Origin of the sequence: Paenibacillus sp. NRS-1760, from assembly GCF_050467785.1 — a bacterium.
In the GTDB taxonomy this organism is placed as follows: Bacteria; Bacillota; Bacilli; order Paenibacillales; family Paenibacillaceae; genus Pristimantibacillus.
Genome location: NZ_JBITPK010000021.1, coordinates 745,874 through 768,631, shown reverse-complemented (window position 1 = coordinate 768,631; position 22,758 = coordinate 745,874). Strand labels below are relative to the sequence as shown.

The following is a 22,758-nucleotide window of genomic DNA, read 5'->3' as shown; positions in this document are numbered from 1 at the left end:
TTTGAATTGTGTACGCCACCAGGGTACCGGCTCCATTCATGAAATTCCCATCTAACCTTGTTAAGGAGAATGCCCTGTGAAAAAAAAAATTATCCAGAGTGTGACACTAACTTGGTTTCTTTCCTATGTCATCGTACTCTTACTGCCGATGGTCATCAGTCTTTTTGTGTATCAAGAATATTCGAGGTCACTAAAGAATGAAACGCGAATGGCTTATTCGTCATTACTCATGCAGCTGCAAGAGGCAGTTGACAATGATTTAGAAAGTATGAAGCGATTAAGTCAACAGATCGCCTGGGATATTACCAATCAGAATATATTAAGATACACGAATGATGATGTTTCACGAAAGGACTTCAGCTATGATTTGTTTGTGCTTGCTCAAAGTCTAGCACAGTACAAGTCATCCTATTTAGAGATTGATCATTTCTATATTTATCTTGCATCTCCCTATCAGACGGTTGTTTTTCCAGGGGTCGTGAATGAACCGTTTATGGCTTATCAATTTGTTCATATGAACGAGTCGTATTCCTATGAAGCATGGATGGACCAAATGCAAAGCAAAACGAATCAAGGCTTAATTTCGTTACCGAGATTAGGTGATAAACCCGCAATTGCTTATTTGCAAAGCTTTGAGAGTGCCCATACTAGAGAGCCTGCCGGCATGAGTGTCGTGATGATCGACCAATCTCGAATCCTGTCAGTCATTAACAAGGTTCAGCTATTTAACGAAGGCAAAGTGTTTATTGTTAATCAAAATAATGAAATTTTGGTATCGAATGATGAGGATGCGTCAGAGGAGCTGCTCGAGGCGCTGAAGCTAGAGCAGCTTTTATCTCATTCAGGCTATGTCAGTTTCGAGACCGAAGGGGACAGGTTTGAGGCGATTTATCTTCAGTCGGCAACGACACAAACCAAATACATTTCCATAGTGCCAAGCCAAGTATTGTGGGAGAAAGCAGAAAAGGTTCGAAGCTTAACTTTTGTAAGCTTTGTGGTAAGTATTTTGGTTGGAATTATATTGTCTCTGCTGCTCTTACGAAAAAATTATGGTCCGATCCGTCGTTTGCTTCACAAGGTGACGGAGAAAGCGGGAAGCTCAATGCTTCAACGCGAAGGGAATGAGTTTGCCTATATTGAGCAGACCCTAAATCAAACGTATCTGAAGATGGAAGAAATGCTGATCGATAGGAAGCAGAATCATTACGTGCTTCGCTCCTACTTCATATCAAGATTGCTTAAGGGCAAGCTGGACTCAAGACTGCAGGTAGAGGATACCGCAGCGGCTTATGATATTAGCTTCATAAGTGAAGAGTTTGCGGTCATGCTCCTGCTAGTGGAAGAAACCGAGGACTTCTACCAAAGAGTAGAATGGTTGGAGCCAACTGAACAGCAGCAGATGCTTCAATTTATTATATCCAATGTCGTGGAGGAACTGGCTAAACAAAAGCATAAGGGATTCGTAGTCGAAATAGACGATGTATTCGCATGCTTGATCAATCTTTCTTCGTCCGAAGTCGAGCAGAATATGGACGATCTGATGCTATTAGCACAGGAGGCGCAAAGCTTCTTGCACCAGTCGTATCAGATTAACTTGACTATATCTATGGGCTCGATTCAGAGCTCTTGGACCGGTATTCATCAAGCGTACCTGCATGCATTAGATGCAATGGAGTACAAGCTTGTGATGGGGAGAAGAGAGATCATTAGGTATGAAAAGATTCAATATGAGCCGCAGGTGGAACAGCATAGGATCTATTATTATCCGCTTGCCGTTGAGCAGAAGCTAATAAACGCAGTAAAAACAGGCAATAAGGAGTTAGCTCTTGGAACGTTAGAAGAAGTTATAGAGCAGAACTTTACCATACGCACTCAATCTCTTCCGTTAGTGAAATGTCTAATGTTTGACCTTGCCAGCACCTTAATGAAGACAATGAATGAGACTGGATTTGTAGAAGAGCTGGAATGGGATACAGCTGGCATCATTGAACAATTCATGCATAGTCAAACCGTTCAGGATATGCAGAAACAGCTTATGATATGGGTTAGCAAGGCTTGTGAATATACATTAGCGAAGCGTGAAAGCCATATTACCGAGAGTCGTCAGCGTGCAGTGCAGGATCTTGTTACCGAAGTCATTGCTTACATTGAAGCTAATGTGAGCGATGTCAATCTGAATGTATCCATGATTGGAGAGCACGTACAGATGAGTCCTACTTATGCGTCAAAGCTGTTCAAGCAGCATACAGGGTACGGAATTCTTGAATACTTGAACAAATATCGTGTGCAGCAAGCCAAAAAGCTGATCGCAGAACAACAGATGGGGATCAAAGAAGTTGCGGAGAAGGTTGGCTATACAGAAGCGACTACCTTTATTCGCATTTTTAAGAAATACCAAGGGATTACTCCTGGAAAGTACAGGGATTCATTAGAGAGGTAAAGCAATCATGTGGATTTCTCTTCCTTGATTGCTCTGTTGGAAAATTGCAAGCAACATTTGAGGAATTGTCGATATACACGCGGGCTCATTATTTGTAGGATAGGGCACAAGAAGGGAGGGAAAATAGCTGTTGAAAGCATTTGGAAGGATAAAACAAGTGAGAGGATGATTGATGCAGTGGTAAAAAAGAGCATCTACAGTGGTATTGTTCTCAGCTTAATCATCAGTACGTTGTATTGGATCAGCAGCTCCGAGGTCATGGCATCTAATTCTAAGCACTATTCCATTTCTAAGCACTACCCCATTGAAGATACCTATATTCGAAATGGCGCAGATTCAAATGAAAATTACAGTCTTGCGAATGAAATTGGAGTCAAAGACAACAGCTCTTCATCAGGCAGAATTGGTTATTTAAAATACAATTTGTCATCGTATAAGAGCGATGTAGCTAACAAAGCGACTCTAAGGCTATTTGTGCGGTCTAAAACTACTGGAAGCATCATAAACAATATATTCGGTATTGCGAATGAAGTCTGGGATGCCAGCTCCATGACGTGGAGCAACGGGTCGCCGTATCATGATGTGGCTTCCAATCTGTATCCCAGTATACAGGATATTACGACCAATATTGAGGGCGGATACCTGTTGGATCGCCAAATTATTACTGCGGCAGGCACGTACTATGAATACGATGTTACGGATTATGTCAATTCAGAGCTTTCCAGTGCAACTGATAAGATTATAGCATTCCTGCTTACGTCGGAAAATGATCTCAATGTAAACTATGACTCTATGGAATCGGGAAGCAATACACCAGAGCTGATCCTAGAGTATCCCGCGACTGCTCATACAAAAGTTAAAAAGCTATCAGACACAACGGTTGCACAAGATGGATTAACCTTTGCTGATGTCAAGTTTGGTTTCTTCCCCAATGTATCAGGAGGCTCAATTGTTACGTATAACGGTTATCAATACACGGTCTATTACAATAGCGATAGGCATGTATGTGTAGCTCGAAGAGCAAGCGGCAGCGAAGCCTGGGAGATCGCTGAATTAACGGATTATTTGTTTATGTCCATTGATACGCATAATTATGCAACTCTCGGCATTTCCTCAGATGGCGTTATTCATCTGACCTTTGATCACCATGCCAATGATTTGCACTATCGCTCTTCCCAGCAAGGTATTGCAAATAACCCGGCTCAGGTTCAGTGGAGCTCCTCTCTCTTCGGCCCGGTTACCAATCAATTATCTGGGAACACGATAACCGATCTGTCCTATCCCACATTCGTTCAAGCACCCAATGGCAACCTGCTCTTTATGTATCGCACAAGAGGCTCCGGCAATGGGTGGAGATTTCTGGGGACTTATGATTCAGCATCGCACGGGTGGACACTTAACGGGAAGATGATTCATAGCTCAGGGACTTATGTAGGCTCTTACACGGGTACAAGCACACAGCGCGGCAATTATCCATTGGGGTTTGTTTTTGACCAGAATGGGCGCTTGCATATGCCTTTTATATGGAGAGAGACGCCAGATGCGATGTCCAATCATGATATTAATTATATGTATAGCGATAATCATGGTCTTACCTGGAAGAACATTAGTGGAACCGTCGTCTCGCAGACAGGCTCAACCTTTGCAACCGTTGACACGCCGGGCATCATAGTATCGCCAATTCCCCAGAGGCGAGGACTTGTCAATTCTAATTTTAATACGGCAGATGCTGATTCCGCTGGAAGAATTCACTTTATGTCACAGCATATGCCGGACGATACCCCCGATGCAACCGCATCCAATGAAGTTGTAAGGAGATACTTCCATTATTGGATAGATGAAAGCGGCAATGTGAATAAGACTAATTTACATGCTCAGGGCTCAAATTCGCCAGTGTTGTTAGCGGATAATGGCGATGCGTATTTTGTATATATTTCGAAAAGCTATACGTATACCAAAATTGGAGGTCGAAAATTCGGGCAAGGCAAACTACGAATAGCAAGAGCGACTGCTGCAAGCAATTACACCGATTGGAATATCATCTACACCGATAACAGTCTGCCGGGATTGGCCGAAGGCTTGCGAATCGATGCCGACAGATTTAAGAAGGATGGTATTATCTCTGTATTCGTGCAAGAAAACCCGAAGACAACGCTCGGGGAAGCCACAAAGGTGCGCGTCATTGAATATGGAATTAAACAACCGTTTGGCCAACAGAACAAGTTGAAAACAAAATGATAATGTAACGGTTCTTCCTTTATTCAGTGCTCATGCTGTGTGTCAGCAGGATCGTTTGCTGCTCGCAGCATGAGCCTTTTTTTTGAAATTGTGAATGAAGCTGCAAAAATGAATAGCTGCATATTGCGTTTTGTAGATGAAATTGCGTAAATGATCGATATACGATGTGGGAAATGGACTCTTATAATCGGGGTGAGGAGTTGTAAAGCTCTCGACAAAAAATGGGAGGTTGATGGTTACGGTGAAAAAGACAAAAGCAAGCTTGTTGGCTGTAGTACTCTCAGTATTTATGATTCTAGTCAGTGTAACAACAGCATGCTCCAGCAATACGGAGGAGAAAGATCAGAGCTCGAATAATCCGACACAAAGCGCAGCTCCACAAGACAATTCGAATGAGGCGACGACCTATCCCATTCAAACAGACAAGAAGCTTACGTATTGGGCGGGCATTAACTCCAATCTTGCAGGAATTAAATCCTCGCTGGATGAGGTTCCATTCTTTCAGGAATGGCAAAAAAAGACGGGAGTTCCGCTGACCTTCATTTCACCAACGGCAGGTCAACAGAAAGAGGCGCTCAATGTGATGCTCGCATCGGGTGAAATGCCCGATGTTATTGAATATTCCTGGATTAATTTCCCTGGAGGACCGGAGAAAGCGATAAAGGATGGCTACATTCTAAAGCTGAATGACTTAATTGATCAACATGCGCCTAACTTGAAAAAATATTTGGAGGAGCATCCAGAGGTTGATCGTCTGGTGAAGACAGATACAGGCAGTTATTATGGATTCCCGTTTATTCGCGGAGATGAATCACTCCTGGTCTTCCAAGGCCCGATTATTCGCCAGGATTGGCTGGATGAGCTTGGGCTTGCGGTTCCAACTACGATCGATGAATGGTATACCGTATTGAAGGCGTTCAAGGAGAAGAAGGGAGCTTCTGCACCATTATCGTTCTTAAGCGATGGAAGGCTGGCAGCCCTAGGCAACGGAGCGATCATTGGAGCATTCGGTATCAATCAAGGCTTCTATCTGAATAACGGTCAAATTAAGTATGGTCCTGCAGAACCTCAGTACAAGGAATTTCTAGCTACAATGAGCAAGTGGTATGCTGAAGGGCTGTTAGATAAGAACATTGCAACAACAGATCAAAAGACATTAGATGCCAATATAATCAGCGGAGCGACAGGCGTATCCCTCGGTAATGCGGGATCGCAGCTAGGGAAGTGGACACCGCTCCTTAGTGAGCAGGACCCGAAAGCGGTATTGGCCCCGGCGCCTTACCCCGTCCTGAATAAAGGGGATGTTCCACGATTCGGGCAGTTGGATAATGCTTTTGCTGTTAATGGCACGGCTGCAATTACCTCGAAAACCAAAGATCCGGAGCTGGCTGTGAAAATGCTTGATTATGCTTACAGCGAGGAGGGGCATATGCTCTTTAACTTCGGGATCGAAGGTGTCAGCTATACAATGGAAAACGATTATCCCACCTATACGGATCTGATGATGAAAAATCCGGATAAGTTAGCGCCTGCTCAGGCCTTGTCCCTGTACATTCGAGGCAATTATTTCGGTCCTTTCGTGCAAGACAAACGCTACAGTGAACAATATAACGTGCTGCAATCGCAGAAGGATTCTATTGAGGTCTGGAAGACGGATGCTAAATCAACTAAGCTGCCTCCGATTACAGCAACGCCTGAGGAAAGTACAGAATTAGCAAAAATCATGACAGATGTGGATACTCTTGTGAATGAAATGACGCTCAAAATTATCCTGGGAAGCGAGCCATTATCCAGCTATGAATCCTATATGAAGAAGCTGGAAACGCTTAGCTTTGACAGAGCGATTGAAATTCAAAAGGCGGCGTTGGAGCGCTTCAATAAGCGTTAATAGGTACAAAGGAGGCTTAGAGCTCCCTAAGTCTGAGCCACCACCGCTTAACTTAAAGGCAATCAAGTAAATAAGGGGCGAGAGTATGAGACCTTCAGCATCCCCTGGCCATGCTGGGAAACCTGTTAAGAGCAAAGAAATTGTTGTTAGTCGCCTGGTAAAAGATTTGGCGCTGAACAAGTACTTATATATGATGATGATACCTGTTCTTGCGTATTATATCCTTTTTCAATACGGTCCGATGTATGGAGCTATCATTGCTTTCAAAGAGTATTCGCCGATTAAAGGGATTGTAGGAAGTGACTGGGTGGGTTTGGCACACTTTCAATCCTTTTTCGAAAGTTATTATTTCTGGCGAATTCTGAAGAATACGTTATTGTTAAGCCTCTACTCCCTTTGCTTTGAGTTTCCAGCTCCCATCATACTTGCTCTGTTAATTAATGAAGTCAGAAATAAACGGTTTAAATCCATTGTACAATCCGTAACCTATATGCCCCATTTTATTTCCCTAATCGTTATTTGTGGAATTATCAAGGATTTTACGAATAGCGGTGGCTTGATCAATACCTTTATTACCTATCTGGGCGGAGACGGGCAGGCCATGCTTCAGAAGCCAGAGCTCTTTCGAAGCATCTATATCATATCTGACATATGGCAAGGCATGGGATGGACATCCATTATTTATTTAGCGGCGCTCATGAATGTGGACCAAGAGCAATTCGAAGCGGCACGAATCGACGGAGCGGGCAGGCTGAGGCAAATATGGAATGTATCCCTTCCAGGCATACTGCCAACTATTATCATCATGCTCATTCTCCGTATTGGCAATTTGCTTAGTGTAGGATTCGAGAAGATCATCCTGTTATACAATCCTGCCATTTATGATACAGCCGATGTGATCTCCTCCTTTGTTTATCGTAAGGGCTTACTCGAATTCGGCTGGAGCTACAGTGCGGCTGTGGGCTTGTTCAATTCCGTAATCAATTTGATATTGTTGGTGCTTGCCAATCGACTGAGCAAAAAATTTAGCGAGAATAGCTTATGGTAAGGGAGGTGAGCAGCGTGAAGACCAAAAAATCCGGACTTGAGCGGACGTTTGATATTTGCTTATACGCAGTCTTGTCGGTTTTAGTTGTCGTTACCTTGTACCCTCTCATCTATGTGGCATTTGCATCCATTAGCGATGCAGCTTATATCGTGGCTCACAAAGGGATTTTATGGAAGCCGGTAGGGGTCAATTTTGAGGCTTATAAAAGCGTTTTTGCGAATGATGCAATTTGGAGTGGATACAAGAATACATTATTTATCATTGTATTCGGGGTTATGCTGAATTTGTTCATGACGTCGCTGGGAGCTTATGTGCTGTCACGCAAAAATGTCATGTTGAATAAGCCGTTTATGATTTTTATCATCATTACGATGTTCTTTCATGGCGGTCTGATCCCTTTCTATTTGGTTGTGAAGGGCGTAGGGCTGCTCGATACGCTTTGGGCGCCTATTATTCCATTTGCTATTAACACGTTTAATTTGATTATATTAAGAACCTCGTTTCAATCCATTCCTGATAGTCTGGAAGAAGCAGCTAAGATGGACGGTGCCAATCACCTTGTGATTCTGTTCCGTATTATTCTTCCTTTATCCCTGCCCATCATGGCGGTCATGACGCTTTATTATGCCGTGGACAAATGGAATGGATGGTTCTATTCCTCCATTTTTATTAGTGACAGAGATTTATTTCCTCTGCAATTGGTAATCAGGGAGATTCTGATAGCGAACTCGACAGAGGGGATGTCATCGGGAGGCTCGGGCAACGACTTGTTCCAAATTGGCGAGACGATTAAGTATGCGACCATAATGGTGTCTACTTTACCTATTCTGATGGTCTATCCATATTTGCAGCGCTATTTTGTTAAGGGAGTTATGGTTGGATCTCTGAAAGGGTAGTCTGAGTTGCTAGGATGAGGAGGAAATTCAATTGAATCATATGAACTGGATCGATCAGGCTTGGTGTCAGGCCGTGGAGAAGGTGAACAGGACGAGCAAGCGGATAGGCGTATCCTATCCGCATCTCTCTATTAACGGAACCTATGATAATAATAAGAGCTTCTGGACCAAGGGCTTCTGGCCCGGTATGTTATGGCAGATATATAAAGAGACGAAGGATGAGCGACTGAAGGGGATTGCAATTGCAATAGAAGATGAGCTTGATGAAGTGTTGAACGGATTCTATGTTCTGCATCATGATGTAGGCTTTGTATGGAGCTTGACTTCAGTGGCGCAGTATAAACTGCTGAATCATGAGCCCTCCAGGCGAAGAGCGCTTACGGCAGCAAGTCATCTGGCAGGACGGTTTAATATAAAGGGTAACTTCATTCGTGCATGGAATGATCAACAAGGCGGAGGCAAGGATAACCGAGGATGGGTCATTATTGATTGTATGATGAATCTTCCTATCCTCTATTGGGCGTCCGAAGAAACAGGTGATCCGAGGTTCAAGCATATTGCGATCGCTCATGCGGATACCGTGCTGAAGGAGCATATGCGAGACGACGGCTCTGTTCATCATATTGTCTGCTTTGATCCAGATACCGGGGAACGAGTAGGAGCGATGGCCGGTCAAGGCTATTCACCCTATTCTGCGTGGTCGAGAGGAGCGTCATGGGCGATACATGGCTTCGCTCTGTCTTATCGTTACACTGGCGAGCCAAGATATCTGCAGGCAGCGAAGAAAGCCGCGCACTATTTCATCGCCAGTCTGCCTGAGGACCATGTCCCTTACTGGGATTTGCGAGCACCGCTTGAAGCGAATATGCCGAGAGATACAACAGCAGCGGCCTGTGCGGCGAGCGGGTTGATCGAGATCGGCAGATCTGTGCCTGAACAGGAACAACGATTTTATCTGGAGTGGGCAGAGTGTATCGTGAAGTCGCTCTATGAGAATTATGGAGCATGGGATACGGAAGAGGAAGCGCTTCTGGTTAAGGGGACATCCCATTACCCTGCAGGAATCGGGATCAATACGCCGATTATATACGGGGATTACTTCTTTATGGAGGCATTGTCAAAGCTGAGGGGAAACACAGAATTGTTTTGGTAAATAAGCATCACTAAGCTCACATCTGTTTCATAAGGGTGTAGGCTTAGCTGTGTTATCAGGTTACCATTTTAAACCGGCCTCTTACGTTGTCTCCGCTGACTTGCCCTTCAATACTTGAAGTGTCGTCTCATCCCTATGCAACACGTCTTGCTTCAGCAAGTAGGCTTTCATGGCAGCGTAGAGTGACGTGAGCCATTTCTCTGCTTCATAGATCATCCAGTTTGCTATCGTCTGTCTGGAGAGAGTGTATACAAGCTGTACGAATTGCTGTTCCTGGCGATACAACGGTAAGGCTTCTACATATTTTTGACACATGACATGCGCCAAAATCGAAGGGGAAAGCAAGGCTCCCAGGGTAGACAGGCTTTGGCATGGGTGCTCTCGAGAATCGCCGCTAAGGGGGCTAGAGACGTCCTGTTTCACTGGAAGACGTGGGGTGGAAATAAAAAGGGCGAAACCATTCTAGGCCTCCGCCACAGCGTCTATTGGATTGACGGAAGGGATCGTCGCGGCTCGCGTGGAGCTGAGCACACTTCTCGCACCGTTCGACACAAGCGAGGGTGATCGCGCCTGCGGGTGCTGCTGTTCCGGGCGATCATGCCGATGGTAGCGAAGAACGCAGAGTTTCAGGCGCAACATCGCTATTTCATGACGCGAAGTCAGAACGCACTAAAGAAGAAACAGTCGCTCATAGAGTTGTATGGAAAACTCTTTCGAGTACTGTATACGCTGGGACAAAGCAAACCGTGTATAACGCCATTGATGTTATTGGCCCTGTACGGTAAGCCCAATTGCTTCAATTAGTTACTTGTTATCAAGGAAGCAATAATCTGTAATCTCAATGATTCACGAGTAGACAACGGAAGCATCGGAGAAGCCGACGAACTACACGCTGTAACAACGACCCTGTAAAGAAGCGAGAATCGGCATTTACCCCTTGAGAAGTAAAACAAGGAATGTAAGGGCATAAACCCAGCGTGACATGTGGGAGGGAAACCCCAGAGTGAGTGTGGAGATCCAATGTGCGATCATACTCATTATCCACAGTTTTGGAATTCAAACGATCCTGAGCTCTGTTCCCGCCTAGACTTCATTCAACACCAGCACCTCTGATACTGTCAAAGTTGAGATTTTGAGAGTGAACGAAAAAACATTACTTTATTGTGGGAGGGAATCAAATGTTTAATGTGAGGAGACCAAGAAGAAAGGGTTTAAGTTTATTGGCAGGATTTATGGTTATGATTATCGCTATTTTACCACTGGTAGCGTCTTCGGGCTTAGTAGAAGCTGCAGCACATACTAAAGAAAAACCAGATAATGCAATACAACTTACTAGGAGTGAACTTTTAGTGGAAAATACAGTATTGTATGCACCGCTTGATAAGGTGCTTAAAGGTTTTGGACATACATCAACTCTAGATGAAACCTCCGAAAAGATTCGTATTACAGCTGGTCGAAAAAGTATTGAAATGAAGCTCGGAGAATCATTTGGATATTTAAATAGCCTGGAAATATCACTCCAGAAACCAGCAACAACAGTTGATGGTGTTGTATATGTACCAATTACATTTTTCTCGGACATTTTGGATCTTGAGGTCAATGTAAAAGATGCAATAATTCAGATTTCTGAAGAAAAAGAAGAAAACATAAGCAGGACAGATAAGCTTATATACTATAACGAAGACTTAATGAATAAATCAAAAGAAAATTTACTTAGTGGTGTAGAATCTTATGTTGCCGCATTTAATAAAGTTCAAACAGATGCTGAAAAGTTTATGAATGCACTTCTCAACCCAGTAACGAATAAAAGCCTACTGCCACCAAGCAAAGACAAGCATGATTATATAAGTACTGCGCCATACTTCTGGCCAGATCCAACTAAGCCTGATGGACTTCCATGGATATCCAAAGATGGTCAGGTAAATCCTGCTTCAAGAGGAGATGATACAGATTATACTCGTACAAGCGAAATGTTTCATGGTATTGGAAATTTAAGCCTTAGTTATTATTTTACGGAGGATCCTAAATACCTTGAAAAAGCTTATGAAATCATTAAGGTGTGGTTTATTGATGAAGAAACAAAAATGAATCCACACATAAAATATGGTCAGAGTGTCCCAGGAGGTGTAGATGGAAGACCTCTGGGTGTTATCGAATGGACCTCAATTGTTAATGTTATTACTGCATTGCAGATGCTTGAAAAACAGGACATGATATCTCAGGATGATATTAATTCAATGGTAGACTGGTTTACAGCGTATGCATCATGGCTTACAAGAAGTGATATGGGGATAAAAGAAAAGCAACAGCATAATAATCATGGCTCTAATTATGATTATCAGTTAGCAGGTATTTTGTTGTATATAAACAACTATAAAGGGGCTGTGCAACTATTCGAAGAGGCTAAGGTCGAAAGAATTGAGGATTATATTGAGCCAGACGGAAGCTTGCCATATGAACTTAGGAGAACCAAGTCAGTAAATTATCATAATACTTGTTTGTGGCCATTAATACAGGTTGCTGAGATCGCAGAAAGATTTACAGATGTAGATCTTTGGAATTATACATCAGCAAAAGGAGTATCCTTAAGTAAGGCTTTCGAAAATCTCGCTCCATATGCAAAGAATGAAAAAGAATGGGAATGGGAGCAAATTCAGGATTCAGCAGAAATTAAAATGGCTACAATGATAAGACCTCTTTTCCTTAAAACAAGTAATATATTTGGGTATGCTATTGATGGCATATCAGAGCAGGCTATTATGGTGTCAGCGGATGATAGCTTGAAATACAACATTCAGGGAAATGACAAAGGTATTCTCTCAGCTACATATATTGTTCAACCTACAGCAGAGGAGTCGACAATAAGACTTAACTGGATGGTTCAGAAAACGGGAGCTGCAAAATATGTACTTTACAGAAAAGATTCTAAAGATGGTACGTATTCAGAATTGACAAAACTAGATTCTTCCAAGGCAATACAATTTGTAGATAAAAAGGATCTTGAATATGGAAGAACATATTATTATAAGATTCAGGCATTAGATGCAAATGGTGAAATTATTGATGAACTTGAGTCAAAAGAAAGTGAGTTTTCAAGTAAATGGATTGATTTAAAAGAAAAGTTGGCTGATGCATCTGATGGAGAAAAATTTACAATAGATCTTTCCAAATGCGAAAAAATACCACCATTTATCTTTAATACAATTAAAGGAAGAGATATTGAATTTTTGATTAATACGGATAGTAAGATTTCAGGAGTTGGCGTTTCATGGGTTGTAAATGGTACTTCAATAGAAAAAGCTATTACTACTGATATTATTTTTGATGTAACTAATAAATTCTCAATTACTTCTAATGATAGCATGACACAACTTCCAGAAGGTGCAAAAACATATATGAAGCTTGGTAGGGTTCATATTTCACCATTGGGTTTTCAAGCGAAACTCAATATAAATCTTGGTAAGGAGTATGCGAATGATGTGGCTAAATTATATTCTTTTGGCCAGGGATTAGTTGAAGTGAATTCTGGTGTAAAGATCAATCAAGATGGCAGCGTAGTATTTGATATCATAGATACACCAGATTATGCTATTGCAATTTATGGTAATGATTCTACCGCGCCGGCAACGACGGATAATGCACCAGCGGGCTGGACCAACTCTGATGTGACGGTAGAGCTGCACGCAACGGATGCGGAAAGCGGTGTTGCAGCAACGTATTATTCTATTAATGGAGGCGAACCGTCAATAGGCTCGACGGTATCGATAGAAAGCGAAGGGTTTTATACGTTGCAATATTGGAGCGTCGATCATGTAGGCAATCAGGAAGAGGTGAAAACCAAGCTCATTCAAATCGATAAGACAGCCCCAACGGTCGAGCTTAATCTATCCGAGAAGGTGCTGTGGCCGCCGAACCATCGTATGGTTCCTATCACGCCTGAAATTTTTGTGAAGGATTTACTCTCGAACGTTAACGTCGTCCTCCAATCCATTACCAGTAATGAGCCAGACGATGGCTTGGGCGACGGGGATACGGCGAACGATATTCAAGAAGCAGAGTGGAATACGTATGATCTTGAGTTCCTGCTTCGCGCGGAACGATCTGGTTTAGGGGCAGGTAGAACGTACACGGTTACTTATCTTGCCACCGATGAGGCAGGAAACCAAGCGTCCACTTCGGTAGATGTGTGGGTACCTCATTCCAGCGAGAAGTAATCAATAAGTAATGTAATAAGGGGATGTCCCGAAGTCCAATGCGACTGAAGGACACCCCTTTCGTTTTGGATTTGGCGCTGATGAACGTTTAGAATTAGAATTACACCATCCATCCATGTATTCTTCGCCGTACCACCATATGCTTCTATCTGCCATTTCCATTCGATACTCTTGGGGCCTTCTGTAGTAAGTCGAAATGGTTTCCGTATTCAAAGAGACATCCGTGCATAAAAAAGCACGTAGTGCTTTCGGCTCTCCAAACGCTTGCTCTGGCCAGCAAAGGAGAACAACGGCGTTTTTGATATCATTTAAGGCGCCTTCATATCGGTATGTCCAGTATGAAGTTTCGTTCACGGTCACAAGGCGAACGTCTTCTTTGCGGATATGAGCGGCAAAATCCTGTATCGAAATGCGAATGCCTTGCGGGTAGATGATCCGGTTGGTTTTAAGACCGCCAATTAGGTGGTATCCCGCAGCAGCATAACTATCGATCACACGGGTGCAAGTAAACCAAGAATCGACCAGCGCATAGCCGCCATAGGGCGGAAGCGGAAGCGCAGCGGCCATGTCACACACGTGATCGATCTTCGTGTAGACCGTGCCATCAGGATTCGTTTTCGTTTTGTCGTACAAGTCAATGGAATGGATCAATGAGGTGTTGCTGCTTTGGACGACCGTCGCTTGAACCTGATGTCCCCAAACGACTTTACCTTCCAGGTGCGAATGATGAAAGCCGGTTTGCTCCATCAGAGACTTAGCCTGTGACGAAGGCTTTGTTTTCTTGGAAATCGTATCATCATGAATGACAAACAGCGGTTCCGCCGTCTGGTTGGCTATCTGAACCACCTGCTGAAGCGATTCATTCTTAACTTTGTTTTGCAGTACAGCTTCATCCCATTTGCCTTCGGCGAGAAAATGTCCGAGTCGTGCGATGGCAAGCGCTGTATTCGGCCAGATCTACAATCTTGCCGCGAAACCCTTTTGCCGTAGAGGCCGCCATGTACGTCTCGATATGCGCTATGACCGGCTTGGAAAAATAAAGCGGCAATCGATGCTGTAATAAGTAGTTGCGAAGCGTAATGTGATCGGGTACGATGGCGGTATGAGACATAATGATTTCTCCTTGTTGTGAAGATGGTTGTGGTGACTACTTTTTACCACAAGGAGATCGCTTTGTCTCTATTCTTTTTGGTTTTACAGTTTACTGGAAGCGAATTTGCTCATTTATAGTTCTATGAAAACTAATTCTGAATTTCATGCAAACCCATGGGGGTTTCCTGAAAAGCTTCAGCTATCAAATTATGTGAATGCATGGGAAAATGGCATTCAAAATTATTTGTTGAATAGTGTGTGGATTACGATTATTACCGTTATTGCAACGCTTTTAGATCCTTCATTAATTGCATTTATTCTAGCACGCAGACCATTTAAGGGCAGTAAGTTTTTTCTCTCTTTATTTTTACTTGGCATGATGATTCCCGTTCATAGTACTTTGATTTCCCTGTTTGTGATGCTAAACAAAATGCATTTGTTGAATACTTACGGGGCATTATTTTTCCCTTATGTGTCATTCTCGCTTCCAGTCGCAGTGTTTTTATTGTATGGATTTTATTTGCAACTGCCCAAAGAATTAGATGAAGCCGCTTATATGGACGGCTGCAACATATACTCCGTGTTTTTCAAAATATATACACCCTTATCCAAGCCCATATTAGCAACGGTTGCGATATTTACTGCTTTACACGTGTGGAATGAATTTGTATATGCATTGGTATTCATATCTGACGATGCGATGAAAACACTTCCCATTGGACTATTATCTTTTAATGAGGAATACAGCATTGATTACGCAAGCCTCACTGCTGCATTAGTCATAGCTACATTGCCTACCATAATTCTCTACATTTTTATGCAAGAACATGTTACAAAAGGTGTCGCTGCAGGTGCGGTGAAAGGCTAGATGGATTCAGGTACAATGTTTGATATCGCATTCCTATAGCTTAGCGATTCAAACATGTCATGCCGCGAAGAACTCACCGAGTGCAGCTCCGATATGCCGATGGAGAGAGACCGGTGAGATGCTTGAACTGCTTGGAGAAATGGGCAAGATCCATGCCCAGATACTCCGCAATACTTGAGATGCTGCTGTCGGTATGCGACAGCAGCTTCTTTGCTTCTTCCAGCCGCTTCTGTTTCACGTAGTGCATCGGGGTTACCCCGAGGTGCTTCTTGAAATAGGGGATGAAGTAGTTCGGATGCAGATGGGCCAGTTCCGCCAGTACCTCCACTTCCATAGACTCCGCTAAATGCTCATCGATATAAGCAAGAACTTTATCGAGTTTCCCATCTTCAGTCACTCTCAAATGTTCGAGAAATCCGGCATGCTCTCCCTCCTCCAAACCGTAGGCCAACAGCTGCAGAAGGGCGGCTTGCGTATGAAGCGTCGATACCGCGCCTGCAAACTGAAAATGATGGATCATGGCTTCAAAAAGCTCTATGACTTTCTCTTTACTTTTTATGACCGTGATGAAAGGCTGGGGAAAAGATTGAAATAAAGGACGCGTTCCGGTGTTGGCACGAAAATGGCAAATATAGCGGGTAAACGGTTGCTGTCTTGTTGTATGTCTCTCCTGCATGGTACCTGCGGGAACAAGAATAAGCTGATCAGCATGAGGGTAGTAGAGCTTCCCGTTTACCTTGATCCAGCCTTCTCCCTTACGAATAAAGTACAACCGGTTAAAAGTAGGGGTATGTTCCTTGCAAATCCAGCCTTTATATTGGTTCGCCCAACGGGCGTGGGTCACATGGACGGACAATGATTCCCATATGCGTTCGGTAAGTGGTAGAGCTGTTGACATGTATCGGATCTGCTCCTTTGCAAGAGGATGGCTATGGGTTTATGATATCATAAATTTATCGAAAATTGATTACTTATTTACAAATCGATCTTAGTTCCATACATTCTCATATCCTTTTACTCGTACTATACTTTAATGGAAGGACACTCCAATAGTAAAGGAGACTCGAGATGGAGAAGGTGCGTTTTGGTATTATCGGAATCGGCAACATGGGGAGCTCTCATGCCAAGTGGCTCCTGAAGGATATCCAAGGAGCAGAACTGACAGCGATATGCGACACCAGCGTGGATCGTCTGAACTGGGCCAAGACTAATCTGTCTGATGATGTAAGGATCTTTCAGGATACGAACACTTTCTTTGCTTCAAGGGTTATGGACGCGGTGCTCATCGCTACACCCCATTATGATCATCCACCGTTGGCCATAAGAGCATTCCAGGAAGGCTATCATGTGCTGGTGGAGAAGCCAGCAGGCGTACATACCAAGGGTGTACGTGAGATGAATGCCGCTGCAGAACGGTCCGGCAAGATGTTCGGCATCATGTATAATCAACGAACCAACCCGCTGTATCAGAAGCTGCGCGAGCTAGTACAGTCCGGAGAGCTAGGGGAGATCCGCCGAACCAACTGGATTATTACGAACTGGTACCGACCCCAGAGCTACTATGATTCCGGTGGCTGGCGCGCCACCTGGGTTGGGGAGGGCGGCGGTGTCCTGCTCAACCAGGATCCGCATCAGCTAGATCTGTGGCAATGGACGATCGGTATGATGCCGAAGCGGGTGCGTGCCTTTTGTCACTTTGGCAAGTATCGCAACATCGAGGTCGAGGATGATGTCACGGCCTATGTGGAGTATGAGAATGGCGCTTCCGGTCTGTTCGTGACCACGGTAGGCGAGGCGCCGGGAACCAACCGGTTCGAGATCACTGGTGATAACGGCAAGGTGCTCATCGAGGATGACGCCTTGACCTTCTGGAAACTACGGGTGCCCGAGCCGCAATTCAACAAGGAGTGGACGCGCGGCTTCGGTTCTCCGGAATGCTGGAAGATCGATATCCCGACCAAAGGCAAGACGACGGCGCATCCGGGCATACTGCAGAACTTTACCAACGCACTGTTGAAGAATGAGGCGCTGCTTGCCCCGGGTGAAGAAGGGATTCACGGACTGACGCTTTCCAATGCGATGCATCTATCTTCGTGGCTGGATGACTGGGTAGAGCTTCCATTGGATGAGGAGCTCTACTATAACATACTGCAGAAGAAGATCAAGAACTCGAACTCTCAAAAAGTAGCAGGTGGCAAGGTGCTGGATGTATCCGAAACCCACTAAGATTATCTATAAGAAATGGAGCGTGTAAGACATGAAAGTTGCAGCACAGCTGTTTACCTTAAGAAAGCATTTACAAACACCTGAGGACATTGCGGCATCACTAAAAAAAGTAAGCGACATCGGGTATCGAGCGATCCAGGTATCTGCGATCGGCGAGATCGGGGATCAAGCACTGAGGGAAATCGCCGACCGCAACGGTCTGACGATCTGCGCCACTCATGTGCCTTTGGACCAGTTAACCGATAATCTGGATGCGGTCATCGCCAAGCATAAGGCTTGGGATTGCAAATACGTGGGACTCGGCAGCATGCCTCCCCAGTATCGCAATAGCGCGGATGGCTACATCGCCTTTGCCAAGGAAGCCTCGGAGATCGGCATGAAGCTGGCCGATGCAGGGCTGAAGTTCATCTACCACAACCATAACTTCGAGTATGTGAAGTTTGGCGGCCGCTCGGGCATGGACATCCTGATGGAGGAATCGGACACGAAGTCGCTGGATTTCGAACTGGATGTGTATTGGGTGCAAGCCGGCGGGGCCGATCCAGTCGAGTGGATCCGCAAGGTGGATGGACGGATGAAGGTAGTTCACTTTAAGGATATGGTCATTTCGCCGGAGAGAGAGCAACGTTTTGCGGAGGTGGGCGAGGGCAACATGAACTTCGCAGCGATCATCGAGGCCTGCCGCGGCATCGGCGTCGAGTGGGCTGTGGTGGAACAGGACAACTGCTATGACCAGGATCCCTTCGAATGCCTGGCCACCAGCTTGAACAACCTTAAAGCCATGGGATTGGAGTAAACAGTATAGCCCGTTGACAGTCAGAAGATTGAAACACATCCTGAACGCCATTTTTGCGGTTTAGGATGTGCTTTTGTGCGCTTGTCAGCGCATCGACTAAGGAGTGAAAGTCTCCAGTACACCGCGAGGTGGCGGAAGTGCAGAGCTGACACATAGTGCGTAGTCCGTGAGGATGCGTGCGGAGGATGTGAAGGTAAACCCCGGAACAGGCGGCACAACCAGGTTTGCCGGCCGGTAAGACCGGATGACCCAGTTAAATCAGGAGATGTCCAATACCACCCTTGGGTCTTGCAAGTTAGGAGGACTGTGGAAGTGCATGCACACTCTTTCTCTTGTACGCTTCATCATACAAGGGTTTCTTCATACCGACACAGTCCTCCGCTTCTGCTTCATTTCATCAGTGTAATCTGTGTCTACCATTTAGTCTTGCATCAGAAAGCTACATCGAGAAATGCGAAGACGGGGATGGGGAAACAAGGAAATGCCGGGACTGCGCAAGACAGCGTGGAGAAGTTCGCAATATACCTATGCCCAATACAATGCCAAATACGTGGTTTGGAGAAATCGGTCTGTGTAGTCTCCTCGCGATATACAAAAAACTTCATCCCAAGAGGGGATAATCATGGAGGAGCCGTATGCGACGACCCGCGCGTATGGATCTGAGAGAGGTCTATGCGCATGCGCATAGGCTAACTCGATTTGTATGTGAGCCTGCAGGTTACGCCTAGCAGTTCTGCCTGACGTTTGATGTTAATGAAAGTGCAATACAAATAAATGTAATAGGTGCCCCTCATCATCCGACAGATGGGGGCTTTTCCTGCATGAATGGACGGTTATTGGAACAGAATGCATCATTCGAATATAGCTGAAAAATCGGATATTTACCCTATGGCGAAGCTGTCGGTATAGTGATGGAATAACGCCAAGTCTGCTGCAGCACAACAATAAGAAGGTGTTAATACGAATTGGTTGACCAATAAACTCTTGTTAAATTGGAGTGGAGTGTAATTGAATGATTTGACTGCCGACAACCGTAAAATATTTGTTCTCGATGATGATCCCACAGGTACACAAACTGTCAGCGGAGTCGAGATTATATTGCAGCCCGCCTTCCAGAAGTATCATGAATTTTGTAGCAGTACTGCATCGGTTGTGTATGTGCTTACGAATACTCGTGCATTGCCTAAGGAAGATGCCATACAACTACTCACACAAATTAGAGCGGAAGCAACAAGGGCTGCTAGAGAAGCAGGCAAGGAAGCGGTATTCTTGCTTCGGGGTGATTCAACCTTAAGGGGACATGTTTTTGCTGAGATTGATACATTCTCACAGGCTGATTCTGTTTCCTTATTTGTCCCTGCCTTTCCAGAAGGGGGAAGAGTTACTGTAGATGGTATTCACTATCTCACAGTAGAAGTGAAACGAATTCCAGTTCATCAAACAGAGTTTGCCAAGGATACGACCTTCGGATACCAGAGTGAGAAGCTGGTAGACTATGTTGCGGAAGCAGGAGATGGCAGGAAGGCTGTCATTGTACCGTTAGAACAATTAAGAAGCACGATGGGACAAGGGTTGAGGGATGCGTTGTTGCAAGCTGCTCCAGGGACATGTGTCATTCCAGAGGCAGAATTCCTATCGGACCTGGAGCTCATTGCAGCAGGGCTGATGGGAGCATTAGGGAAGGGCCGGCATGTGGTTGTACGTTCTGCTTCTTCGTTCATAGCTGTGCTCACGAATCTTCGAAGCCAAACGATCGAGCGAGTAGAAAATCTTGACAGAGTGTTGGTTGTATGCGGTTCTCATACAGAGGCCAGTACGCGTCAGCTGCAAGAGCTTATCCGATACACAAGACCTCCGATTGTTATCCCAACTGATCGTATTCTGCAGGGAGGACTGGATCTGCTGATCGAAGAGGTAAGCAGTCGATTAATTGAGAATTTGCGCCATTACGGGTTCGCGGTGCTGACATCAGAGCGGATTCGAAGGCTCGAGCATGGAGATCTGGCAACAGGAGCAAGGGTGATGAATGTCATTATTGAAATCGTCCGTAAGGTGTCTGCCCATTGCGATGGTGTCATCTCCAAAGGGGGGATTACATCGGCTCAAGTTGCTGCCGACGGCTTATTATCTCAAACAGCCTATGTGAAAGGTCAGCTTGAGGCGGGAGTATCACTCTGGGAGGTTGAGCTTGAAGATGGACGAAGGCTTCCCTATGCGGTGATACCCGGGAATGTGGGGAATCATCAGACCATTAAGAATATAGCTGGAAAATTTGGAGTGAAGCTTGCTTATGAGTAGACCGGCTAAGGACATAAGGAGGAACCGAACATGAAGTTTGCCCGGGGTAGAGTCGGAAATGATGAGAATTGGAAGTCAGGGATTGTTGAAGGGGATAAGCTTCGGTTAATTGAAGGCGATATGCTTGGAACGTGGGCAGCCACGGATACGGTTTATTCACTTGATCTTGTTCAGCTGGGCTCTCCCATCCTACCTAATCAGATAATCGGTATTGGTCTTAATTATATCGCGAATGGAGAGACGAGGCCGGAATCGTCACAGCAGATGCCCCCATTCTTCTTCAAGCCAGTTTCTACAGTTGTGGGCTCTGATGTGGACATTATTGTTCCAAAGGATCTTATAGAAATAAAGTTTGAAGCAGAAATTGCGGTTGTCATTGGCAAGCCAGCCTACCGGATTCCTGCGGATAAGGCACTTGAATATGTTTTTGGATATACCGTTGCTAACGATGTGACAGCTACATCGTATTTTCATCCCAATGGAAACTGGACATTATCCAAGGTGTTCCCAACCTTCACTCCGCTAGGCCCATACATTGAAACGGAGCTGGATCTGACACAAGCAACGATTCGCTCGGAACTTAATGGAGCAGTCAAGCAAAGCGGCGGTACAGATCTTATGATTCAATCGATTCCGGACATCATTGCGTATCTGACGAAGCTGATGCCACTGCACGCGGGGGATGTCATTCTAACAGGGGCTCCTGCGGGAGCAGATCTGTTCAGACGGGGTGATGTGATCGAGTGCAGTGTGGAAGGCATCGGTATACTGAGGAATAGAGCAGCTGCAGATTAATGCGAGTACCTTCCTGATTGAGAGGAGACACATGTAATTATGACCATTTACAACCATATTCAGGGAGCTATTGATACTCATGTGCATTTGGGGGTTTCACGTTTCTCGGGCGTAGCTACTACTCCCGATGCCATCATTCAAGCTATGGATCGCTTCGGCATTCAATCGAGCCTGGTCATGCCTCAGCCAACCCTGGAATCCATACCCGAGGTGCACAAAGCTATTTATGCTATGAGCCAAAACTACCCTGGACGGATTTATGGAATGGCTAGTATTGATCCATGGCTGAGCGAGGAAGAATATCGGTCGGAAGCGGCTGTATGTATAGAGGATTATGGTTTTGTCGCACTAAAGCTCCATCCACTCGGGCACAATATTTCACCATTATCAGCAGGCTGTGAAAAAATCTATGAGGAAGCCTCTACGTATCGGATACCTGTACTGGTCCATACAGGCATTGGCAATCCGTTTTCCTTGCCTTCACTCATGATCGATGCGGCCAAGAGATTCCCTGCCGTCACCTTTGTACTGGCCCATGCCGGATTTGCTGTATATACGGATGAAGCGGTTATAGCAGCAAAATATTGTGAGAACATCATACTGGAGCCCTCTTGGTGTCCTACCTACACGGTGGTTAAGATGATTAACACGATAGGCGTTGAGCGGATCATCATGGGCTCCGACCATCTGAGCAATCTGCCAGTAGAATTGATGAAGTTTCAATCTATTGGGCTATCCGATGCAGACCTGGAGCAAATTCTAATCCATAATCCAAAAAAGATATTCAATTTATAGGAGGCCAAGCT

The 22,758-nt window shown here is 44.8% G+C and carries 14 protein-coding genes and 3 pseudogenes; 14 read left to right on the top strand and 3 right to left on the bottom strand.

What is annotated here, in order from left to right; all coding sequences use genetic code 11:
• Positions 1-76 precede the first annotated feature (76 nt).
• The 6 genes from ACIFSR_RS31175 to ACIFSR_RS31150 all read left to right on the top strand — a co-directional run bounded on the left by ACIFSR_RS31175 (position 77) and on the right by ACIFSR_RS31150 (position 9,663).
• Positions 77-2,440, top strand: coding sequence for a helix-turn-helix domain-containing protein (locus ACIFSR_RS31175; protein WP_430062757.1), 2,364 nt, complete (start codon positions 77-79; stop codon positions 2,438-2,440).
• A 177-nt stretch (positions 2,441-2,617) separates the two neighbouring features.
• Positions 2,618-4,678, top strand: a complete 2,061-nt coding sequence (locus ACIFSR_RS31170) for a BNR-4 repeat-containing protein (protein WP_430062754.1) — start codon at positions 2,618-2,620, stop codon at positions 4,676-4,678.
• A gap of 232 nt (positions 4,679-4,910) precedes the next feature.
• Complete coding sequence (locus ACIFSR_RS31165) at positions 4,911-6,566, top strand: extracellular solute-binding protein (protein WP_430062751.1); 1,656 nt, start codon at positions 4,911-4,913, stop codon at positions 6,564-6,566.
• A gap of 85 nt (positions 6,567-6,651) precedes the next feature.
• A complete protein-coding gene (locus tag ACIFSR_RS31160) occupies positions 6,652-7,614 on the top strand; it encodes an ABC transporter permease (RefSeq protein WP_430062748.1) in 963 nt (320 codons plus the stop codon).
• Positions 7,608-8,510, top strand: a complete 903-nt coding sequence (locus ACIFSR_RS31155; RefSeq protein ID WP_430062745.1) for a carbohydrate ABC transporter permease — start codon at positions 7,608-7,610, stop codon at positions 8,508-8,510. Before ACIFSR_RS31160 ends, ACIFSR_RS31155 begins: the two co-directional genes overlap by 7 nt.
• Positions 8,511-8,550: 40 nt before the next feature.
• Entirely contained in the window at positions 8,551-9,663 is a 1,113-nt protein-coding gene (locus ACIFSR_RS31150) for a glycoside hydrolase family 88 protein (protein ID WP_430063195.1), read from the top strand.
• Positions 9,664-9,747: 84 nt separating this feature from the next.
• Here the strand turns inward: ACIFSR_RS31150 and ACIFSR_RS31145 are convergent.
• A pseudogene (locus ACIFSR_RS31145) lies at positions 9,748-10,042 on the bottom strand (transposase); the annotation flags it as partial.
• A gap of 185 nt (positions 10,043-10,227) precedes the next feature.
• On the opposite strand from ACIFSR_RS31145, the pseudogene ACIFSR_RS31140 reads away from it, so the two are divergent.
• Positions 10,228-10,448: pseudogene (locus ACIFSR_RS31140) on the top strand (IS110 family transposase); the annotation flags it as partial.
• Positions 10,449-10,841: 393 nt separating this feature from the next.
• Positions 10,842-13,877 (top strand): alginate lyase family protein, encoded by a 3,036-nt coding sequence (locus tag ACIFSR_RS31135; RefSeq protein WP_430062742.1) that lies wholly within the window; start codon positions 10,842-10,844, stop codon positions 13,875-13,877.
• Positions 13,878-14,054: 177 nt separating this feature from the next.
• On the opposite strand, the pseudogene ACIFSR_RS31130 reads toward ACIFSR_RS31135, so the two are convergent.
• Positions 14,055-14,988, bottom strand: a pseudogene (locus ACIFSR_RS31130) (IS701 family transposase); the annotation flags it as partial.
• A gap of 192 nt (positions 14,989-15,180) precedes the next feature.
• Between ACIFSR_RS31130 and ACIFSR_RS31125 the strand changes: the two are divergent.
• Positions 15,181-15,837, top strand: coding sequence for a carbohydrate ABC transporter permease (locus tag ACIFSR_RS31125; protein ID WP_430062739.1), 657 nt, complete (start codon positions 15,181-15,183; stop codon positions 15,835-15,837).
• A gap of 73 nt (positions 15,838-15,910) precedes the next feature.
• Here ACIFSR_RS31125 and ACIFSR_RS31120 read toward each other — a convergent pair whose 3' ends face one another.
• Positions 15,911-16,735, bottom strand: coding sequence for a helix-turn-helix domain-containing protein (locus tag ACIFSR_RS31120; RefSeq protein WP_430062736.1), 825 nt, complete (start codon positions 16,733-16,735; stop codon positions 15,911-15,913).
• A 170-nt stretch (positions 16,736-16,905) separates the two neighbouring features.
• On the opposite strand from ACIFSR_RS31120, the gene ACIFSR_RS31115 reads away from it, so the two are divergent.
• The 5 genes from ACIFSR_RS31115 (at position 16,906) to ACIFSR_RS31095 (ending at position 22,747) form a co-directional block, all read left to right on the top strand.
• Complete coding sequence (locus ACIFSR_RS31115; RefSeq protein ID WP_430062733.1) at positions 16,906-18,063, top strand: Gfo/Idh/MocA family protein; 1,158 nt, start codon at positions 16,906-16,908, stop codon at positions 18,061-18,063.
• Positions 18,064-18,094: 31 nt separating this feature from the next.
• Positions 18,095-18,859: a sugar phosphate isomerase/epimerase family protein gene (locus ACIFSR_RS31110; RefSeq protein ID WP_430062730.1), complete on the top strand. Its 765-nt coding sequence runs from the start codon at positions 18,095-18,097 to the stop codon at positions 18,857-18,859.
• 1,008 nt (positions 18,860-19,867) lie between these two features.
• Positions 19,868-21,157 carry a four-carbon acid sugar kinase family protein gene (locus ACIFSR_RS31105; protein WP_430062727.1) on the top strand — a complete coding sequence of 430 codons (1,290 nt, stop codon included), beginning with the start codon at positions 19,868-19,870 and terminating at the stop codon, positions 21,155-21,157.
• Between the two features lie 30 nt (positions 21,158-21,187).
• The gene (locus tag ACIFSR_RS31100) at positions 21,188-21,952 is read left to right on the top strand and encodes a fumarylacetoacetate hydrolase family protein (RefSeq protein ID WP_430062724.1); all 765 of its coding nucleotides are present in this window, start codon (positions 21,188-21,190) and stop codon (positions 21,950-21,952) included.
• A gap of 39 nt (positions 21,953-21,991) precedes the next feature.
• Positions 21,992-22,747: an amidohydrolase family protein gene (locus tag ACIFSR_RS31095; protein ID WP_430062721.1), complete on the top strand. Its 756-nt coding sequence runs from the start codon at positions 21,992-21,994 to the stop codon at positions 22,745-22,747.
• Positions 22,748-22,758: the final 11 nt, after the last annotated feature.